Below are 18,328 nucleotides of genomic sequence, written 5' to 3'. Positions count from 1 at the left end.
GTGCCGATGCGCCGTGCGCACCGGCACCGCCTGCCTCAGCCGAGCGTCTTGACCATCCGCGCGCCGCCCACGGCCTGGGCCGTGGGGAACACCTCCAGACGCGAAACGTCCACCTTCTCGGGCAGGCGCAAGGCCGCCAGCAGCAGCTGGGCGATGTCCTCGGGCATGATCGAGGCGTAGCCGTCATACAGCTCGCTGCCCGCGGCCTGCATGCCCATGGCAGTGCGGTACAGCTGGGTCTGCACGCGACCCGGGGCGATTTCGGTCACCCGCACCCCGCTGCCCAGCAGATCGCAGCGCAGCGCGTCGCAGAACAGGCTGATGCCGGCCTTCGACGAACCATACACCGCCGCCCCGGGGTGCGGCGCACGCCCGGCACTCGAGCCGATGAAGAACAGGTGGCCATGGCCGCGCTGCACCATGCCCGGCAGCACCTGACGGGTCAGGTGCAGGGGCGCCTTGAGGTTGATGTCGAGCATGGTGTCGATCTCGGCCGGGTCCATGTCCTGGAACGCGGCTCGGCTCGACAGCACCCCGGCATTGTTGACCAGCACGTCCACCGGGTACTGGCTCAGCACCTGGGCAAAGGCGTCGGCCTGGCGCACGTCGGCCTCCACCGTCACCACGCCCTGCTCCTGGCCCAACGCCTGCAGCGCCTCACGGCTGCGGCCCACGGCAATCACCTGCAGGCCGGCATCGCGCAGGGCCAGCACGATGGCCTTGCCGATGCCGCTGGTGGCACCGGTCACCAGTGCACATCGGTAGGACGCCGGTAATGCGGTTGCTTCAGGCATAGATGTAACCCCCGCTGACAATCACGTTCTCACCCGTGGCATAGCTGTTGCGGCTGCTGCCCATCATCACGATCCATTCGGCGATCTCTGCAGGTTCCGCCGCGCGGCCCAGCGGGTTGGCGGCGGCCAGCTCGCCGAGAAAACCCAGCTGGCGGGCGCGCTCGGTGGCAAAGCCGGCCGGCGCCACCGAGTTGACCAGGATCTGGTCCTTGGCACAGGCCTGGGCGAAGGATTTGGTCAGGCTCACCACCGCCGCCTTGGTGGCGGCATAGTGGGCGTTCTGCGGGTGCGCCTTGAAGGCGTCCACCGAGGTCACGTTGACGATGCGCCCGGTCACCTGCGGCGCCGCGACGAAGCCCTGCATGTGGCGCACGGCGGCGACCATCATGTGGTAGGTGCCCTTGATGTTGACCGCGTTTTCCAGGTCCCATTCTTCGTCGGTGATCTCGAAGATGTCCTGGCGCGGGTAGATCGCCGCGCTGTTGACCAGGCAGTGCACCCGCCCCAGTGCCTCGACGACCTGCCCGAAGGCTGCATGGGCGCTGGCCTGGCGCGAAATGTCCGCCGCCGCCGTGGCCACCTCGCAATCCAGGGCGCGCAAGGTGCTTGCCGCCTCGGCCATCAACTGCTCATTGCGATCGATCAAGCCGATTTTTCGTGCCCCACGCTTGACCATCAACCTGGCGGTCTCCAGGCCCAAACCCGAAGCCCCGCCAACGATTACGACCGTCTGACCTTCCATAACCACCTCCGCGCATTAGTCTTTACGTAAGATGCCTGTTGTCTTACATTTGGTCAAACCGAATTTGCCCCGCTCGATGCCCATACAGGACTGCGCCATGCCCGCTGCCGCTACTGCCTGCTCGCCCCGGGACCGCCTGCTCGACGCGGCCACCGAACTGTTCGCCACCCGCGGCTACCAGGCCATCGGCCTGCGCGACCTGGCCAGCCATCTGGGCCTGCGTGCCGGCTCGCTGTACCACCACATCGAGAACAAGCAGTGCCTGTTGTTCGAGCTGATCGAGTCGACCCTGGCCGACCTGGTGTTCGACACAAAACGCTGCATGAAAGGCGCCAGAACCCCCGAAGAACGCCTGCAGCGCTTCGTCCAGGCGTTTGTGCGGTTCAACCTGGCGCACGCCCATCGCGTGCAATTGGTGACTCGCGAGTACGTCAACCTGTCCCACGAACAGCAGTTGCAGATCGACGCGCTCAACCGCAGCCATGCGTCGATCCTGAGCGGCATCATTGCTAGCGAGTGTGCACGCGACGGGCGCCAGGGAGGCGCGATCGGCCTCGTCACCCATGCCGTCATCGGCATGCTGTACGGGCACGCGCAGTGGCGCGGGGTGCAGGTCAGCGAACAGGGCCTGACCCAGGCCCTGATCACCTTCGTCACGGGCATCATCGAAAGCGCCAAGAACAATTCCAACATGGCCTGATCTACATGCACCCACAGCGCAAGACCTTGCACAACGAGCTGCACGCCCGCCCCTCGCTGTACTTCGACGAGCCCGCCCACGTCTACCACCTGGCCTTTCTCAGCGACGACGCACGTTGCGAGGCGCTGCTGCAGCAGTGCTGCCCTGAGCCGGTGAGCCCAGGCGCCGTGCAAGGCATCACCCGACTGCAAGGCCACGCCCTGAAATGGGAACGGCACGCCGAGTTCGTCACCCTCACCCTGGTGGTCACCACCACCGAGCAGACGCCGGCCTGGCAGCCCCTGCCCGCGCTGCTGATGGACAGGGTCGATGCCTTTTTGCCGTACCTGATCAATGCCGTGCAGATCATGGTGCACAACGACGCGGCATTTGCCGGCGAGCTGTCGCGCTACGGCTTCAAGGACCCGTGCGGCTCGTGCATTGGCGGGGGCGATGCGCGGGTATGGAGCGATTTTCGCCTGGGCGAGGACGGCACCAACCGCTTCCTGTTCGTCAACAGGCGCCTCAATGCCTACCGCCAGGGCCGCATGATCCGGCGCCTGCTGGAGATCGAGACCTACCGCATGATGGCCTCGCTGTCGCTGGACACCGCCAAGGCCCTGAGCGTGGAGCTCAATGCCTACGACAGAACCCTGGTGAGCCTGTCCGAGCGCAACGCCGACCCGCAGCCGGGCAACGCCAAGGCACTGCTGGGCGACATTGCCGGGCTGTCGGCGCAGATGGTGCGCAGCGCCGCGAAGACCCGCCACCGCTTCAGCGCCACCCAGGCCTATGCGCAACTGGTGTTCGAGCGCCTGGGCGAGCTGCGCGAAAGCCACCTGGGCGATTGCCAGCGGTTGGGTATCTTCATCGAACGGCGCTTCAAGCCCACGGTGCGCTACTGCGCCGTGACCGAACAGCGCCTGGACCAGCTGGCCAAGAGCGTGGCCAACCTGGGCGACCTGCTGCAGGCACGGGTGCAGGTGGAAATGGAGGAGCAGAACGCGGAGATCCTCAAGAGCCTGAGCACCCGCGCCGACACCCAGATCAAGATCCAGCGCGCAGTGGAAGGGTTGTCGATCATCGCCATCACCTACTACCTGCTCAACCTGTTCAAGCTGATCTATTCAGGCCTGACGGTGATGGGGCTGCAGGTCAGCGCACGGGACGCACTGCTGGGCATGGCGCCGCTGGCCATCGGCGTGCTGGGGTTGATTCTGGTGCGGGTGCGCAAGGTCAAGCACAACGATCACTAGCCCTGCGACCAGCGTTTGAACCTACGTTGTTTAAACCGAGCGCCATGGCCTGCAGCCTTGGCGCCGCTGGCCCGGCAGCGAAACGCAGCACGAACGGAAGCCAACCGCAATCAAGCAGCTTTTGATAGTTGGGGAGGTTGATACGGGAAAAAATGGCAGGGGCGGCTGGATTCGAACCAACGCATGGCAGGATCAAAACCTGCTGCCTTACCGCTTGGCGACGCCCCTGTGATGCAACTGGAAGCCCATGAAAGGCCTCGGCAGGAATGAGCGGAAATGTACCAACTTTCGCTTCGCCAGGGAAGCCCCCAACGATAAAAAATAACGAAAAAACAGGTGGTTACCGCATGGCTTACGGCATGTCCGGCTTTTGCGGCCCGTTCACGCAGCCAAATCGCGTCTCCTTCGACGGGCCGTACCCATAAAAAGAGGTGTAGCACTTGCTGAAATGGCTGGGCGAAACAAAGCCGCACGCCAGGGCCACATCGATCAATGCCAGGTCCGAGTGCTGCAACAACCGGCGACTCTCGGTAATGCGCAACTCCAGGTAGTAACGGACCGGCGTGGTCCCCAGCTGCGACTGGAACAGCCGCTCGATCTGACGCCGGGACAACCCCACATACTGCGCCAACTGCACCTGGCTCAGCGGCTCTTCAAGGTTGGCCCCCATCAGCTTGATCGCCTCGCGCAGCGGCGCACTCATGTTCTGGTGCACGGTCGGCTGCACCCGGCGAAAGCGCGAGGCCTCGTAGGCCAGGATATCGACCACGGCATCCACCAGGCCACGCCCATGACGCTGGCCGATCCATTCCAGCACCATGTTGAACGCCCCCGCCGGGCTGCCCGCCGTCAGGCGGTCTCGGTCCACCGTGTAGCTCTCCCCTGTCACCTGGCTATGCCTGGCCAGCTCGGCCAGCGCCGCACGGTTTTCCGGGTGCACCGCACACTGGTAGCCATCGAGCAGGCCGGCCTGGGCCAGAAACCAGGCACCATTCCACAGCCCCGCCAACGCCACCCCCGCCTGCGCAGCCCGTTGCAGCAACAGCGCCAGCTCCGGCAGCGGGCGCAGCACGGTGCGCAGGCCACCGCACACCACCAGCAGGTCCAGGCCTTCGAGCGTCTTCAGCCCCAGCGGCGCATCCGGGCAGATCACCAGCCCCAGGTCGCTGACCACCGAGGCACCGTCAAGGCTGAAGGTGGTGGTGGCGAAGGCATCAGCCTGGATCAGGTTGGCGGTGACCAGGGTATCGAGCGCCTGGGTGAAGGCCGGCAACGAAAAATGTTCGAGCAGCACAAAGCCCACCCGCGCCCGGGGCCCGCTGCCGTGACCCTGCCCGCCTACAAAACGCAGGTTCGAGCCCTGCAGGGCACCGCTGAACTGCCGCCGTTGCACCACGTTCTGCCTCTTCTGGTTGTTCTGGTAAAGCGTGCAGAGCACGCCGGGTGGCACGGCAATATGCCTTCAAATGCCCCCGCCGCGATAGTCGTCGCCACGCTCGACAGTTGAAACTTTCTGCGCGCACGCCCGGTCCAGACCTCTGACTATCACTTGTAAACGTGAGGGATCGAATGACGACGACAGTGGGCGACTTCCTGGTTGAGCGGCTGTATCAATGGGGCGTGCGACGTATCTACGGCTACCCTGGCGATGGCATCAACGGCGTGTTCGGCGCGCTCGACCGGGCCCGGGGCAAGATCGAATTCATCCAGGCGCGGCACGAGGAAATGGCCGCGTTCATGGCCGCAGCCCATGCCAAGTTCACCGGCGAGCTGGGGGTATGCATCGCCACCTCCGGCCCCGGCGCCTCGCACCTGCTCACCGGCCTCTACGATGCGCGCATGGACCACATGCCGGTGCTCGCCATCGTCGGCCAGCAGGCCCGCACCGCGCTGGGCGGCCATTACCAGCAGGAACTGGACCTGTTGTCGATGTTCAAGGACGTGGCCGGCGCCTTCGTGCAGCAGGCCTCCGAACCCTCCCAGGTACGCCACCTGATCGACCGTGCCGTGCGCACGGCGGTGGGCGAGCGCCGCGTCACGGCGGTGATCCTGCCCAACGACCTGCAGGACCTGCCCTATAAAGAACCCGCTCGCGCCCACGGCACCCTGCATTCGGGCGTCGGCTACAGCAAGCCCAGGGTGGTGCCCTACGAGGCCGACCTGCAGCGCGCCGCCGACATCCTCAATGCGGGCAAGAAGGTCGCCGTGCTGGTTGGTGCGGGCGCGCTGAACGCCACCGACGAGGTCATCGCCGTGGCCGAAAAACTCGGCGCCGGCGTGGCCAAGGCGCTGCTGGGCAAGGCCGCCCTGCCCGACGAACTGCCCTGGGTCACCGGCGCCATCGGCCTGCTCGGCACCGAGCCCAGCTACAAGCTGATGCAGGAGTGCGACACCCTGCTGATGATCGGCTCGGGCTTCCCCTACGCCGAGTTTCTGCCCAAGGAGGGCCAGGCCCGCGCGGTGCAGATCGACATCCAGCCCGACATGCTCAGCCTGCGCTACCCGATGGAGGTCAACCTGGTGGGCGATGCGGCCGAAACCCTGAGCACCCTGCTGCCGCTGCTCGACAGCAAGACCAGCCGCAGCTGGCGCAAGAAGGTCGAAGGCTGGCGCGCCCGCTGGGACAAGACCCTGGAAAAACGCGCCCTGGTCAGCGCCAACCCGATCAACCCGCAGCGGGTGGTGCACGAGCTGTCCCCGCGGCTGCCCGACCAGGCCATCATCACCAGCGACTCGGGTTCGTGCGCCAACTGGTACGCCCGCGACCTGAAGATCCGCCGCGGCATGCAGTGCTCGCTGTCCGGCGGCCTGGCCTCGATGGGTGCGGCCGTGCCCTACGCCATCGCGGCCAAGTTCGCCCACCCCGAGCGCCCGGTGATCGCGCTGGTGGGCGACGGCGCCATGCAGATGAACAACATGGCCGAGCTGATCACCGTGGCCAAGTACTGGCGTCAGTGGCAGACCCCGAACTGGATCTGCGCGGTGTTCAACAACGAGGACCTCAACCAGGTCACCTGGGAGCAGCGGGTAATGGAGGGCGACCCCAAGTTCGAGGCGTCGCAGAACATTCCCGACGTGCCCTACCACCTGTTTGCCATCTCCATCGGGCTCAAGGGCATTTTCGTCGAGCGTGAAGAAGACGTTGCCGCCGCCTGGGAGCAGGCCCTGGCCAGCGACTGCCCGGTGCTGATCGAGTTCAAGACCGACCCCGACGTGGCGCCCCTGCCGCCGCACATCACCGTGCAACAGGCGAAGAACTTCGCCACCACCCTGCTCAAGGGCGACCCCGACGAAGCCGGCGTGATCACCCAGACCGCCAAGCAGGTGCTCAGCGCGGTGCTGCCCAAGCGCAAGCGCTGATTGCATGCCCACGCCACTTCGCTGAGGCGGCGTGGGCGTGGGCAGTGTGCCTTCATCCAAACTGCATGATCCGGTGGCCGTTTCGGGCAATTTGCAAGCCTGACGCTGCCCATGCGCTGGCGACGCCGTTGATTCAACGAGGTTTTTCCAGCGGTGCAGGCTGGCATCGTTGATGCAACGACTACCGAGGCGAACACGCCACCGTACCCGCCACCGGAGATCACCATGAATGCCATTGAACTGCTCGAAGCCGATCACAAGCGCGTAAAGGCCCTGTTGGCAAAACTGAGCGCATCCACCGAGCGCGGCGTCAAGACGCGCACCCAGCTGCTTGCCGAACTGGAGATGGAAATCACCGTGCACACCGAGATCGAGGAGCAGATCCTCTACCCGGCGTTCAAGCAGGCCGGCGGCAAGGAACAGGACGTGATGTACTACGAGGCCAAGGAAGAGCACCGCACCGTCGACTCCCTGGTGCTGCCCGACCTCAAGACCACCGACCCGTCGACCCCGGAGTTCACCGGCCGCGTGAAGGTGGTGAAGGAGCTGCTCGAACACCATATCGAGGAAGAAGAGTCCGAGATGTTCCCGCAGGCTCGCAAGCTGCTGAAAAAAGCCGAACTCGAGGCCCTTGGCGAACAGATGCAGGCGTTCAAGGCCAACTACATGAAGGCCCTCAAGAATACCACCAGCCACTGACCCCTTCCCCAGGCCCGCCGCCGGGCGGGCCCGTCCCACCTTTGGTCGTGCCCTTGGCAGTCACCTGTCACTTGCCTTGAACTCTGCCGCCACGTCCATCGTCATCCGCCTGAGAGTCCATAAAACAGTGCTTGGCAATCAGCGCAGTGTGCCCGGCGTTTATCCGAACGTAAGGGAGAACCACAATGAACGGGACTGATCAGTCGGCCCACGGCGACGCCTCGCAGTCGCCCCAGGGCACCCCGCAGGAACACCTGCACACCCTGGCCGAAGACGCCGGGGCATTGCTCGACGACGCCAGGGAACACGGCGCCAGACAGTACGAGCAGTATCGCGACCTGGCCGCCGAACAGCTCGACTCGCTGGTCGAAGGCGCCCAGTCGGCAGCCTCGGCCCTTGAAGGCAAGGATTCCCTCGGGCTGGCCCAGTACATGGCGCAACTGGCCAGCGGGCTGGGCGATTTTGCCGACCAGGTCCGCGACAACAGCATCGAGGACCTGGTGCACAAGGGCGCGCAACTGGCCCGCGACAACCCCACGCTGTTCCTGGCCGGCAGCGTCGCCATCGGCTTTGGCCTGTCGCGCTTCCTGCGCGCCAGCAGCAGCCACCCGACCGCGTCGGGCACCCCCACGCAGGCCTACGGTGCCAGCACGCCCTACCAGAGCTCGGTACCGCCGCTGCGCGACAACCCCGTGCCCGCCGACCCGCTCGGCCGCACCCTGGCCGATGGCCCCAACACCCAGGACAGCTTCAAGGGAGGTGTGTGATGGAACGCGACCCACTCGATACCCTGCCCCCCGCGCCACCGGGCGAGCACGACAACACCAGCATCGGCAGCCTGCTGCGCCAGCTCACCCGTGAAGTGCCCGAGCTGTTCACCAAGGAGCTGGCACTGGCCAAGGCCGAACTGCAACGCAGCCTGACCACCCTCAAGGCCGGTACAGCCGCCGTGGCCGGCGGCGCCATGGTGCTGCTGGCGGGCCTGATCATCCTGCTGATGGCGGCGGTGTACGGCCTGGCCTACGTGGTCGCGCCCTGGCTGGCGGCGCTGATCGTGGGCGCGGTGACCCTGGTCATCGGCTTCATGATGCTGCAGGCCGGCAAGAAGCAGTTCGACCCGTCCAACCTCACCCCTGACCGCACCCTGCATGCCCTGCAACAGGACAAGGACGCACTGAAGAGGAAAGTCTCATGAGCACCTCATTCGAAGCCGAATCGCACAAGAGCCCGGAAACCCTGGAGCAGGAGATCGACGCCAAGCGCGCCAGCATCAGCCACCTGGTGGACTCGCTGGAACACCGCCTCACCCCCGGCCAGCTGATCGACCAGGGCATGGCGTACTTCAAGGGCAACGGCGGCGAGTTCTTCCAGAACCTGGGCACCACCCTGAAGAACAACCCGGTGCCCACCGTGCTCACCGGCGTGGGCCTGGCGTGGCTGGCGCTGAACCAGAACCGCCCCTTCTCACCCGGCTCGCCGACCTTTGGCGGCAGCGGCCTGGCCGACACGCTGGGCGACGCTGCCAGCGGCATCAAGGGCGCCATGGCCCAGGCCGGCGAGCACCTGCACCATGCCTCGGACGTGGCCCACGACAAGGCGCGCGACGCCGGCGACAGCCTGGGCAGCTCGGCCGACAAGGTGCGCCAGGCCGCGCACCACGCCAGCGACCGGGTGCAGGCCCAGGCCGCGCAGCTCAAGGGCCAGTTCGACCACCTGCTCAAGGACCAGCCGCTGGTGCTGGCCGCCATCGGCATCGCCCTCGGCGCGGCCCTGGGCGCGGCATTGCCCGGCACGCGCAAGGAGGACGAACTGATGGGCGAAACCCGCGATGCCCTGGCCGACAAGGTGACCCGCACCGGCAAGGCGCTGTACGCCGACGCCACCCAGGCCGTGCACAACGCCGACGCCAACGCGCCGGCAGCTGCCGCGCAGGCCCCCCGAGAGGGGCCTGCCGACCTGTCCGACGGCCTGGGCTTCAGGCCCTGAGTGTCGCCCCGGCGCCCTGCGCGCCGGGGCACGCCCCTCTGTGTTGCACCTACCTACGCGAAGCTGGAGAGACCATGAGAGCACTCACCTACCACGGCGCCCACGACGTCAGGGTCGATACCGTTACCGACCCCATTCTGGAAGAATCCGACGACCTGATCCTGCGGGTGACCGCCACCGCCATCTGCGGCTCGGACCTGCACCTGTACCGCGGCAAGATCCCGGCGGTCGAAGACGGCGACATCTTCGGTCACGAGTTCATGGGCGTGGTCGAGGAAGTCGGCACCGGGGTGACCGCAGTGCAGCCGGGCGATCGCGTGGTGATCCCGTTCGTGATTGCCTGCGGCAGCTGTTTCTTCTGCCAGCAGGACCTGTTCGCCGCGTGCGAGACCACCAATACCGGGCGCGGGGCGATCCTCAACAAGAAGCTCATCCCCTCTGGCGCAGCGCTGTTCGGCTACAGCCACCTGTACGGTGGCGTACCCGGCGGCCAGGCCGAGTACGTGCGCGTACCCAAGGCCAACACCGGGCCGTTCCGCGTGCCCGGCACGCTGAGCGACGAGAAGGTGCTGTTTCTGTCCGACATCCTGCCCACGGCCTTCCAGGCGGTGAAGAACACCGAGATCGGCCAGGGTTCGAGCCTCGCCATCTACGGCGCGGGGCCGGTCGGGCTGCTGTGCGCGGCGGTGGCGCGGATGCTCGGCGCCGAACGCATCTTCATGGTCGACCACCACCCCTACCGGCTGGCCTATGCGCAGCAGGCGTATGGCGTGATCCCGATCAATTTCGACGATGACGACGACCCGGCCGATACCATCATCCGCCAGACCCCGGGCATGCGCGGGGTGGATGGTGTGGTCGATGCGGTGGGCTTCGAGGCCAAGGGCAGCACCACCGAAACCGTGCTGGCCGCGCTCAAGCTCGAGGGCAGCAGCGGCAAGGCCTTGCGCCAGTGCATCGCGGCAGCACGGCGCGGCGGTGTGGTCAGTGTGCCGGGGGTGTATTCGGGGTTCATCCACGGCTTCCTGTTCGGCGATGCGTTCGACAAGGGCCTGACCTTTCGCATGGGCCAGACCCACGTGCAGCGCTACCTGCCGGAACTGCTGGGCTACATCGAAACCGGCGCGCTCACGCCGGAAACCATCATCACCCACCGCCTGTCGCTGGAGCAGGCGGCCGAGGGCTACAGGATCTTCGACAAGAAGGAGCAGGAGTGCCGCAAGGTCATCCTCACGCCTGGCGACAGCAGCATCGAGTTGCCGATGGCCATCGTCGACGACGGCGTGGTGGCCTGAGCCCGTGACGCTGGCCGGCAGCCTCGCCGGTCAGCGTCGGGCGGGTTCAGTGGTGGGCGTGCAGCGCTTCGATCAGCTGCGCCTTGGTCATGCTCGAGCGCCCCTTGATGTCCTTGCTGCGCGCCTCCTTGAGCAGGCTTTGCTTGGTCTGGCTGGCCAACGAGGTGGTGGAGGTGCGCGCGTGGCCGGCGCGGGTGCTGGCGGCGCGTTTGGCCGAGTCGGAGGCAGCGGCGTGCTTTTCGCCGGCCGGGGTGCTGCGACCTGAGCCGCCCTTTTTCTCGCCCCCGCCAGACTGCTTGTTCACCGTGGCCCAGGCACGCGCCTCGGCCTCGGCTTTGGGCGTGCCTTTTTGCTCGTAGCTTTCTTCGATGTGCTGCGCCTTGCGTTTCTGCTCGGCGGTGTACTTGGCTTTGCTTCCCTGGGGCATGGTGCTCACCCTCGATCCGGTTGAATGCGGGCCCGTGTCACGGGCCATTCAGGGGGTTTGAGGGCGCGCGTGCGCCAGGGTGCGATTGGGTGGATGAATGGCAGAGGAGCGAAGACCACCGGCCTCTTCGCTGGCACGCCAGCGAACGAGCGCGAAGCGCTCGCCACCTGTCCTACTGGGTAGCCCCGGCCATCTGCCCCGCCGGCTCATCCGCCCCGCCGATCGGCGCCTTGAGCAACAGGAAGTACGCCAGCGCCGAGCACAGCGCCACCACCGCACTGATCATGAACGCGGTATTGAACGAGCCCGAATACTGGATGCTGAACCCGGTCACGATCGGCGCCACGGACCCTGCAATGTAGCCGCCAAAGTTCTGGATCGAACCAAACGAGGCCACCCGCGGGCTGTCGACGATGGTGTTGACGATCATCCACGCCGTGGCACTGGCCATGTTGATGCTGAACAGCGCCAGGCACAGCAGTATCACGCACCCGGTCAACCCGCTCACATACGACAGCGGCAAGGTGAACAGCGCCGCCAGCACCAGCCCGGTGATCACGCTGAACTTGCGGCTGGCCAGCACGCTCATGCCACGCCGTACCAGCAGGTCGCAGAACCGCCCCGCCACGATGGTGCCCACCGCGCCGAAACCATAGGCCAGCGATACCACCCACGCGGTGTCGTACAGGTTCAGCCCGTGCTCGCGCTCGAAGTAGCCCGGCAGCCAGGTCAGGTGCAGCCACAGCATGTAGATCACGCCCATGAAGCCCAGCACCGCGCCCCAGGTGCTGCGATGCTTGAACAGGTCGAGCCAGCCGGCAAAGTACGACGCCTTGGGCGCCTGCACCGCGTCAGCCCGCGGCGCCGGCTGTTCGCTTGGCAGCGCCTGGCCCTGCGCCGCCAGTTCGGCAAGGTACCTGGCCTTGCTCTTGTAGAACGTCAACCAGCACAGCGCCAGCACAATGCCGATCACGCCGGTGATGATGAACATCCCGCGCCAGCCGAAGTTGACCATGAACAGCGTCAGCAACGGTGGCGCCAGGCACGGCCCCAGGCAGGTCGACGACCACACGATGCCGGTCGGCGTGCCCCGCTCGTTGGCGTCGAACCATTCCGACAGCGCCTTGGCCGCCGAGGGGAACATCGGCGCCTCGCCGATCCCCAGCAGCACCCGCAGGCCCATGAAGCCGCCAAAGCTGTTGACCAGCCCGCACAGCGACTGCGCCACCGACCAGGCCAGCAACGAGGCGCCCAGGGCGATCTTGCTGCCCAGGCGGTCGATGATCAGGCCCAGTGGCAACTGCGCAAAGGCATAGGCCACGGAGAAGGCCGACAGCAGGATGCCCATCTGCGAAGGGCTGATGAGCATGTCGCGCTGGATCGAGGTGTTGGCAATCGACAGCGCGCTGCGGTCCAGATAGTTGACGATGCCGATCAACAGCAGAAACACGACGGTGATGCGTTGGTACTTCTTCAGTGCGTTCATCTGATGGCCTTTATTATTGTTGTTGCAGCGTCAAACGCCGAGGCGATCCTTCATCCACACGTCATCCCTGGAATACGCACGCCCGCTCAGGGCTGGCGTGCAGTCACTGCCACCTCCAGCAAGCCACGACGGCTCAGGCTTTCGATCAGCGCACGCAGGCCGAATGCCCATTGTGGCGCCTGGTCGCTGGTGGTCACGCGGTTGCACAGGCTGCCCAGCAGCGGGTTGCTGATGGTGACCACATCGCCCAGCTTGTGGGTGAAACCGCTGCCGGGCTGGTCACGGTCCTGCTTGGGCGCGAACAGGGTACCCAGAAACAGCACCAGGCCGTCGGGGTACTGGTGGTTCTCGTTGAGGGTCTGCTGTACCAGGTCGACCGGGTCGCGGCTGATCTGGCGCATCGAGCTGCGCCCCTGCAGCACGAAGCCATCCCGGCCTTCGACGCGCAGGTCGACTTCGGCGGCGCGCACGTCCTCCAGGCTGAAGGTCTCGTCGAACAGGCGCAGCAGCGGGCCGAGGGCGGTCGAGGCGTTGTTGTCCTTGGCCTTGGACAGCAGCAGCGCGCTGCGCCCCTCGAAGTCGCGCAGGTTCACGTCGTTGCCCAGCATGGCGCCGTGGATGGTGCCGTTGCTCGACACCGCCAGCACCACCTCGGGCTCGGGGTTGTTCCAGCTGGACTTGGGGTGCAGGCCGATATCGGCGCCGTGGCCGACCGCCGACAACGGCTGGGCCTTGGTGAACACTTCGGCGTCCGGGCCGATGCCCACTTCCAGGTACTGCGACCACATGCCCTGCTCCACCAGCAGCACGCGCAGTTCTTCGGCCTGGGCCGAGCCGGGCACGATACGCGACAGGTCGGCGCCGATACGGCTGACCAGGGTGTCGCGAATCGCGTCGGCCTTGGCCGGGTCGCCCTTGGCCTGCTCTTCGACCACACGCTCCAGCAGGCTGGCGGCGAAGGTCACGCCGGCGGCCTTGACCGCCTGCAGGTCGATGGGGGCCAGCAACCATGGCAGGCGCGCATCGCGCTGCTGCGGGTCGCTGTTGGCCAGCAGCGCGGGCAGCTCGATCAACGCCTCGCCCAGCGGCAGTGCGCGCAGGTAGGCGGCCGGGTCGGGTTGTTCGAGCAGGGCCGAGACGGTGGCCACATGGGCACTGATGTCATGCACGGCGCCGGCCCTGACCAGCACCACGGCCGGGCCCTGCTCGGGCAGCCACACCCGCCCTACCCAGCTGCCGGTGGCGAACACGGTGAGATCGTTGCTCAGTGCGAGAGGCGCGTGCGCCTGGTTCTGGTTGGTCATGTGTGCACTCTTGTTGTGGTGGTCGGTCATTGCGAAAGCGGCGCAAGTTGCAACTGCGCAGCGGTCTGGTTCAGCGCATCGAGCACCGCCGGCGACAGGCCCAGGCCCTCGCGCAACGCCTGCTCGCGCAGTTTCAGCCCGGCCTGGCCCGGCAGGCGCACCGGGCGCTGCGGGTCGAGCGGACGGCTGGCCAGCACCAACTGGCCAAGGAAGCTGCTCTCGGCGGTAAAGGCCTCAAGCCCGCCGAAGAAGCGCGGGTCGATCACCACTGCGGTGGCCGAGGCGCCCCACTGCTGCGGCGCGTCCTTGCGCCCGTGCCCGGCCAGGCCCGAGGTCAGCGCCTCGACCAGCAGGGCCAGGGCAAAGCCCTTGTGCCCGAAGGCCTGCCCGCCCAATGGCAGCAGGCTGCCCTGGGGCGTGGTGAAGAAGTCGCGCGGGTCGTTGCTCGGCGTGCCGTCGTTACTCATCAGCACGGCGTGGGGCAAGGTGGTGCCGGCATCGCGGCACTGGCCCACCAGGCCCAGGGTGACGCTGGACATGCTCACATCCAGCAGGATCGGCTCGCCCTGGGTCGGGATACCCGCGGCAATCGGGTTGGGGGTGTAGATCGGGTCGATGCCGCCCTGGGCGCACACCAGCCCCACCGACGGGTCGGAGGAATACAGCAGGGCCACCAGGCCACGGTCGGTGTAGGGCTTGAGGTAGGCCGCCAGGCAGCCGATGTGCGAGGCACGGCGCACCACCGAGATGCCGATACCCTGCGCCTGGGCACCCTGCGCGGCGCATGCCAGGGCACGCTCCACGCAGTACGGCCCGAGCACGTAGTGGCCGTCGAACAGCGTGGCGATGCCGCTGCCCTGCAGGTGTTCGAGGTCGGCGGCACGTGCCTTGACCTCACCGCGCTGTACGCCAGCGACATAGCGGCTGACCAGGTTCAGGCCGTGGGTGCGGTGCCCCAGCAGCTCGCCCTCGAGCAGCACGCGGGTCACCACCCGGGCCACCTCGGCGTCGGCCCCGGCACCCTCGAACAACTGTTCGACGAACCGGGTCAGCGTGGCCGTGTCGTAGCGCCGGGCCTCAGACATCGCCCAGGCCCTGGCGGCTGTACTGGCCATCGACCAGGCGCTGGATACCCAGCGGGTTGGCGTCCTTCAGGGCGTCCGGCAGCAGCGCGTCGGGCACGTTCTGGTAGCACACCGGGCGCAGGAAGCGGTCGATGGCCAGGGTGCCGACCGAGGTGCCGCGGGCATCGGAGGTGGCCGGGTACGGGCCGCCGTGCACCATCGCGTCACACACCTCCACACCGGTGGGGTAGCCGTTGACCAGCACGCGGCCGACCTTGTCTTCGAGCACGCCGAACAGCTGGGCGAAGGCCGGCAGGTCGTCACCGTCGGCCAGCAGCGTGGCGGTGAGCTGGCCCCGCAGGGCGCTGACGGCGCGCAGCAGCTCGGCGTCGTCGGCCACCTGGATCACGATGGTGCAGGGGCCGAACACCTCTTCCTGCAGCAGTTCGTCGTGTTCCAGCAGCAGGCTGACATCGGCGCCGAACAGCTGCGGCTGGGCCTGGTTGCCGGCTTGTGCCTGGCCGCTCAGGTGCTGGATGCCAGGGTGCGCCAGCAGTGCCTGCAGGCCCTTGCCATAGCTGGCCAGGGTGCCGGCGTTGAGCATGGTCTGCGGCGCCTGTTCGGCCAGGTGGCCGCCCAGTTGCTCGATGAAGGTGGTGAAGGCCGGCGAGCGGATGCCCAGCACCAGGCCCGGGTTGGTACAGAACTGGCCACAGCCCTGCACCACCGAGGCGGCCAGTTCCCTGGCCATCTGCGCACCACGGCTGGCCAGTGCCTGCGGCAGCGCCAGTACCGGGTTGATGCTCGACATCTCGGCAAATACCGGGATCGGCTGCGGCCGCGCCGCCGCCATGTCGCACAGGGCACGGCCGCCCTTGAGCGAACCGGTGAAGCCCACGGCCTGGATGCCGGGGTGCTTGACCAGCGCCTCGCCCACCCCGCCACCGAAGATCATGTTGAACACGCCGGCCGGCATGCCGGTTTTGTCGGCCGCACGCAGCAGCGCTTCAGCCACGCGCTCGGCAGTGGCCATGTGGCCACTGTGGGCCTTGAACACCACCGGGCAACCGGCTGCCAGCGCTGCGGCGGTGTCGCCGCCAGCGGTGGAGAATGCCAGCGGGAAGTTGCTGGCGCCGAACACCGCCACCGGGCCCACGCCGATGCGGTACTGGCGCAGGTCCGGACGTGGCAGCGGCGTGCGCTCGGGCAGCGCCTGGTCGATGCGCGCACCGTAGAAGTCGCCACGGCGCAGCACCTTGGCGAACAGGCGCATCTGGCCGCTGGTGCGACCGCGCTCCCCCTGGATGCGTGCGCTTGGCAGCGCGGTTTCGCGGCAGGTCAGCGCCACGAAGTCCTCGCCCAGGGCGTCGAGTTCATCGGCAATGGCGTCGAGAAATTCGGCCCGGCGCACGGCCGGCAGGCTGCGAAACACCGGGAAGGCCGCGCTGGCACCGGCAACGGCACTGTCGACTTCGCTCAGGGTGGCCTGGTGGAAACCGCCCGGCAGGCGTTCGCCGGTGTGGGCGTCGACGCTGTAGACCAGTGTGTCGCCCAGGGCGCTGCGCTGGCCTGCGATGAAGTTGTGTCCGGAAAAGCTCATGTGCATTTCGCCTCTATAAGGGTGCGGAAAGGTCAATCAGGTCACGGCGCCGATCTGCCACGGCACGAACTCGTTCTGCCCGTAGCCGTGTTGCTCGCTCTTGCTGCGCTGGCCCGATGCGATGCGCAGCATCTGTTCGAAGATGTAGGCGCCGCGTTCTTCAATGCTGGTGGAACCGTCGGCAATGCCGCCGCAGTTCACGTCCATGTCTTCTTCCTGGTGCTCGAACACCCGGTTGTTGGTGGCCAGCTTGATCGACGGCGCCGGGGCGCAGCCGTAGGCCGAACCGCGACCGGTGGTGAAGGCGATCAGGTTGGCGCCGCCGGCGACCTGGCCGGTGGCCGACACCGGGTCGTAGCCGGGGGTGTCCATGAACACCAGCCCCTTGGCGCGCACGGCCTCGGCGTACTGGTACACGTCCACCAGGTTGCTGGAGCCGGCCTTGGCCACGGCGCCCAGGGATTTTTCGAGAATGGTGGTGAGGCCACCGGCCTTGTTGCCGGCCGAGGGGTTGTTGTTGAGCTCGGCGTTCATGCGCTGGCAGTAGTCTTCCCACCAGTGGATGCGCGCGATCAGCTTCTCGCCCACTTCGCGGCTGACCGCACGGCGCGTCAGCAGGTGCTCGGCACCGTAGATTTCCGGGGTTTCGGACAGGATCGCGGTGCCGCCCGCAGCCACCAGGCGGTCTACCGCATTGCCCAGCGCGGGGTTGGCGGTGATGCCCGAATAGCCGTCGGAACCGCCGCATTGCAGGCCCACGATCAGGTGCCGGGCGCTGACCGGCTCGCGGCGCACCTGGTTGGCGTCGGCCAGCAGCGCCTTGACCTGCTCGATACCGGCGGCGATGGTCTTGGAGGTGCCGCCAATGCCCTGGATGGTGAACGCGCGCAACTGGGCGCCGGCGGTCAGCCCCTGGGTCTGCATCAGGCTTTCGATCTGGTTGGTCTCGCAGCCCAGGCCGATGATCAGCACGGCGGCGAAGTTGGGGTGCACGGCGTAGCCGCCCAGGGTGCGGCGCAGCAGGCCCAGGGCTTCGCCGCTGGGGTCGACCGCGCAACCGGCACCGTGGGTCAGGGCCACCACACCATCGACGTTGGGGTAGTCGGCCAGCGCCTCGGGGTGGATATCGCGGCGAAAATGGTCGGCCACGGCACGGGCAACGGTCGCCGAGCAGTTCACCGAGGTCAGGATGCCCACGTAGTTGCGGGTGGCCACCCGCCCGTCGGCACGCACGATGCCTTCGAAGAAGGCTTCCCTGGCCGGCACGCTGTGGGCGTCTTCGCCAAAGGCGTAGTCACGGGCGAAGTCGCCCATCTCCACGTTGTGCACATGCACGTGTTCGCCGGCCTCGATGGGCTGCGAGGCAAAGCCGATGATCTGGCCATAGCGGCGCAGCGCCTCGCCCTGCTCCACGCGCTGGCTGGCCACCTTGTGCCCCGAAGGGATCGACTGGCGCACGGTGACCGCCTCGGCGTCCAGGTGCAGGCCCTCGGGCAGCACCTGGCGGGCAATCAGCACGTTGTCCAGCGGGTTGAGGCGGATGACCGCAGGGTCTTCGCTGCTGCGGGTTCTGGCAATCAGGTGCATGGGACCTCTCAGGGCGCTACGGCAAGCTTCTTGTTATGGCATCACGCCC

The 18,328-nt window shown here is 67.0% G+C and carries 17 protein-coding genes and 1 tRNA gene; 8 read left to right on the top strand and 10 right to left on the bottom strand.

Annotated features, from left to right (window positions below; all coding sequences use genetic code 11):
• Window positions 1–35: 35 nt before the first annotated feature.
• Together N0B28_RS10975 and N0B28_RS10970 are read right to left on the bottom strand one after the other, a co-directional pair.
• A complete protein-coding gene (locus tag N0B28_RS10975; RefSeq protein ID WP_275731787.1) occupies window positions 36–794 on the bottom strand; it encodes an SDR family oxidoreductase in 759 nt (252 codons plus the stop codon).
• Window positions 787–1,536: an SDR family oxidoreductase gene (locus N0B28_RS10970; RefSeq protein WP_043864056.1), complete on the bottom strand. Its 750-nt coding sequence runs from the start codon at window positions 1,534–1,536 to the stop codon at window positions 787–789. Before N0B28_RS10970 ends, N0B28_RS10975 begins: the two co-directional genes overlap by 8 nt.
• Before the next feature lie 97 nt (window positions 1,537–1,633).
• Here N0B28_RS10970 and N0B28_RS10965 point away from each other — a divergent pair, with 97 nt between their 5' ends.
• Window positions 1,634–2,236 carry a TetR/AcrR family transcriptional regulator gene (locus N0B28_RS10965; RefSeq protein WP_054914335.1) on the top strand — a complete coding sequence of 201 codons (603 nt, stop codon included), beginning with the start codon at window positions 1,634–1,636 and terminating at the stop codon, window positions 2,234–2,236.
• Window positions 2,237–2,241: 5 nt separating this feature from the next.
• On the top strand, window positions 2,242–3,471 hold the full coding sequence (locus N0B28_RS10960; RefSeq protein WP_054914334.1) for a DUF3422 domain-containing protein: 1,230 nt from the start codon (window positions 2,242–2,244) through the stop codon (window positions 3,469–3,471).
• A gap of 153 nt (window positions 3,472–3,624) precedes the next feature.
• Here N0B28_RS10960 and N0B28_RS10955 read toward each other — a convergent pair.
• Window positions 3,625–3,699: transfer RNA gene (locus tag N0B28_RS10955), tRNA-Gln, on the bottom strand.
• Between the two features lie 124 nt (window positions 3,700–3,823).
• Window positions 3,824–4,864 (bottom strand): GlxA family transcriptional regulator, encoded by a 1,041-nt coding sequence (locus N0B28_RS10950; RefSeq protein ID WP_229590272.1) that lies wholly within the window; start codon window positions 4,862–4,864, stop codon window positions 3,824–3,826.
• Window positions 4,865–5,040: 176 nt separating this feature from the next.
• Between N0B28_RS10950 and N0B28_RS10945 the strand changes: the two genes are divergently transcribed.
• From N0B28_RS10945 to N0B28_RS10920, 6 genes are all read left to right on the top strand, one after another.
• Window positions 5,041–6,831 (top strand): thiamine pyrophosphate-requiring protein, encoded by a 1,791-nt coding sequence (locus N0B28_RS10945; protein ID WP_275731785.1) that lies wholly within the window; start codon window positions 5,041–5,043, stop codon window positions 6,829–6,831.
• Between the two features lie 225 nt (window positions 6,832–7,056).
• The gene (locus N0B28_RS10940; protein WP_043864060.1) at window positions 7,057–7,530 is read left to right on the top strand and encodes a hemerythrin domain-containing protein; all 474 of its coding nucleotides are present in this window, start codon (window positions 7,057–7,059) and stop codon (window positions 7,528–7,530) included.
• Window positions 7,531–7,715: 185 nt separating this feature from the next.
• Window positions 7,716–8,297, top strand: a complete 582-nt coding sequence (locus N0B28_RS10935; protein WP_116053692.1) for a hypothetical protein — start codon at window positions 7,716–7,718, stop codon at window positions 8,295–8,297.
• Window positions 8,297–8,725, top strand: coding sequence for a phage holin family protein (locus N0B28_RS10930; protein ID WP_078481157.1), 429 nt, complete (start codon window positions 8,297–8,299; stop codon window positions 8,723–8,725). The genes N0B28_RS10935 and N0B28_RS10930 overlap by 1 nt, the downstream gene beginning before the upstream one ends.
• Window positions 8,722–9,516: a DUF3618 domain-containing protein gene (locus tag N0B28_RS10925; RefSeq protein WP_275731782.1), complete on the top strand. Its 795-nt coding sequence runs from the start codon at window positions 8,722–8,724 to the stop codon at window positions 9,514–9,516. Before N0B28_RS10930 ends, N0B28_RS10925 begins: the two co-directional genes overlap by 4 nt.
• Before the next feature lie 74 nt (window positions 9,517–9,590).
• Window positions 9,591–10,811, top strand: a complete 1,221-nt coding sequence (locus N0B28_RS10920; protein WP_196932836.1) for a zinc-dependent alcohol dehydrogenase — start codon at window positions 9,591–9,593, stop codon at window positions 10,809–10,811.
• A 46-nt stretch (window positions 10,812–10,857) separates the two neighbouring features.
• On the opposite strand, the gene N0B28_RS10915 is transcribed toward N0B28_RS10920, so the two are convergent.
• The 6 genes from N0B28_RS10915 to N0B28_RS10890 all read right to left on the bottom strand — a co-directional run bounded on the left by N0B28_RS10915 (window position 10,858) and on the right by N0B28_RS10890 (window position 18,279).
• Window positions 10,858–11,238, bottom strand: coding sequence for a hypothetical protein (locus tag N0B28_RS10915; protein WP_043864065.1), 381 nt, complete (start codon window positions 11,236–11,238; stop codon window positions 10,858–10,860).
• A 172-nt stretch (window positions 11,239–11,410) separates the two neighbouring features.
• Window positions 11,411–12,724 (bottom strand): MFS transporter, encoded by a 1,314-nt coding sequence (locus tag N0B28_RS10910; protein WP_054914329.1) that lies wholly within the window; start codon window positions 12,722–12,724, stop codon window positions 11,411–11,413.
• Window positions 12,725–12,810: 86 nt separating this feature from the next.
• The gene (locus tag N0B28_RS10905) at window positions 12,811–14,028 is read right to left on the bottom strand and encodes a fumarylacetoacetate hydrolase family protein (RefSeq protein ID WP_275731780.1); all 1,218 of its coding nucleotides are present in this window, start codon (window positions 14,026–14,028) and stop codon (window positions 12,811–12,813) included.
• A 26-nt stretch (window positions 14,029–14,054) separates the two neighbouring features.
• The gene (locus N0B28_RS10900) at window positions 14,055–15,113 is read right to left on the bottom strand and encodes an Ldh family oxidoreductase (protein ID WP_275731778.1); all 1,059 of its coding nucleotides are present in this window, start codon (window positions 15,111–15,113) and stop codon (window positions 14,055–14,057) included.
• Window positions 15,106–16,692: an aldehyde dehydrogenase (NADP(+)) gene (locus N0B28_RS10895; RefSeq protein ID WP_104573182.1), complete on the bottom strand. Its 1,587-nt coding sequence runs from the start codon at window positions 16,690–16,692 to the stop codon at window positions 15,106–15,108. The genes N0B28_RS10900 and N0B28_RS10895 overlap by 8 nt, the downstream gene beginning before the upstream one ends.
• 36 nt (window positions 16,693–16,728) lie before the next feature.
• Window positions 16,729–18,279, bottom strand: a complete 1,551-nt coding sequence (locus N0B28_RS10890; RefSeq protein ID WP_043864068.1) for an altronate dehydratase family protein — start codon at window positions 18,277–18,279, stop codon at window positions 16,729–16,731.
• Window positions 18,280–18,328 lie beyond the last annotated feature (49 nt).

The organism is Pseudomonas sp. SD17-1, from assembly GCF_029201585.1.
Taxonomy (GTDB): Bacteria; Pseudomonadota; Gammaproteobacteria; order Pseudomonadales; family Pseudomonadaceae; genus Aquipseudomonas; species Aquipseudomonas palmensis.
This window is presented reverse-complemented; position numbering and strand designations above follow the sequence as displayed.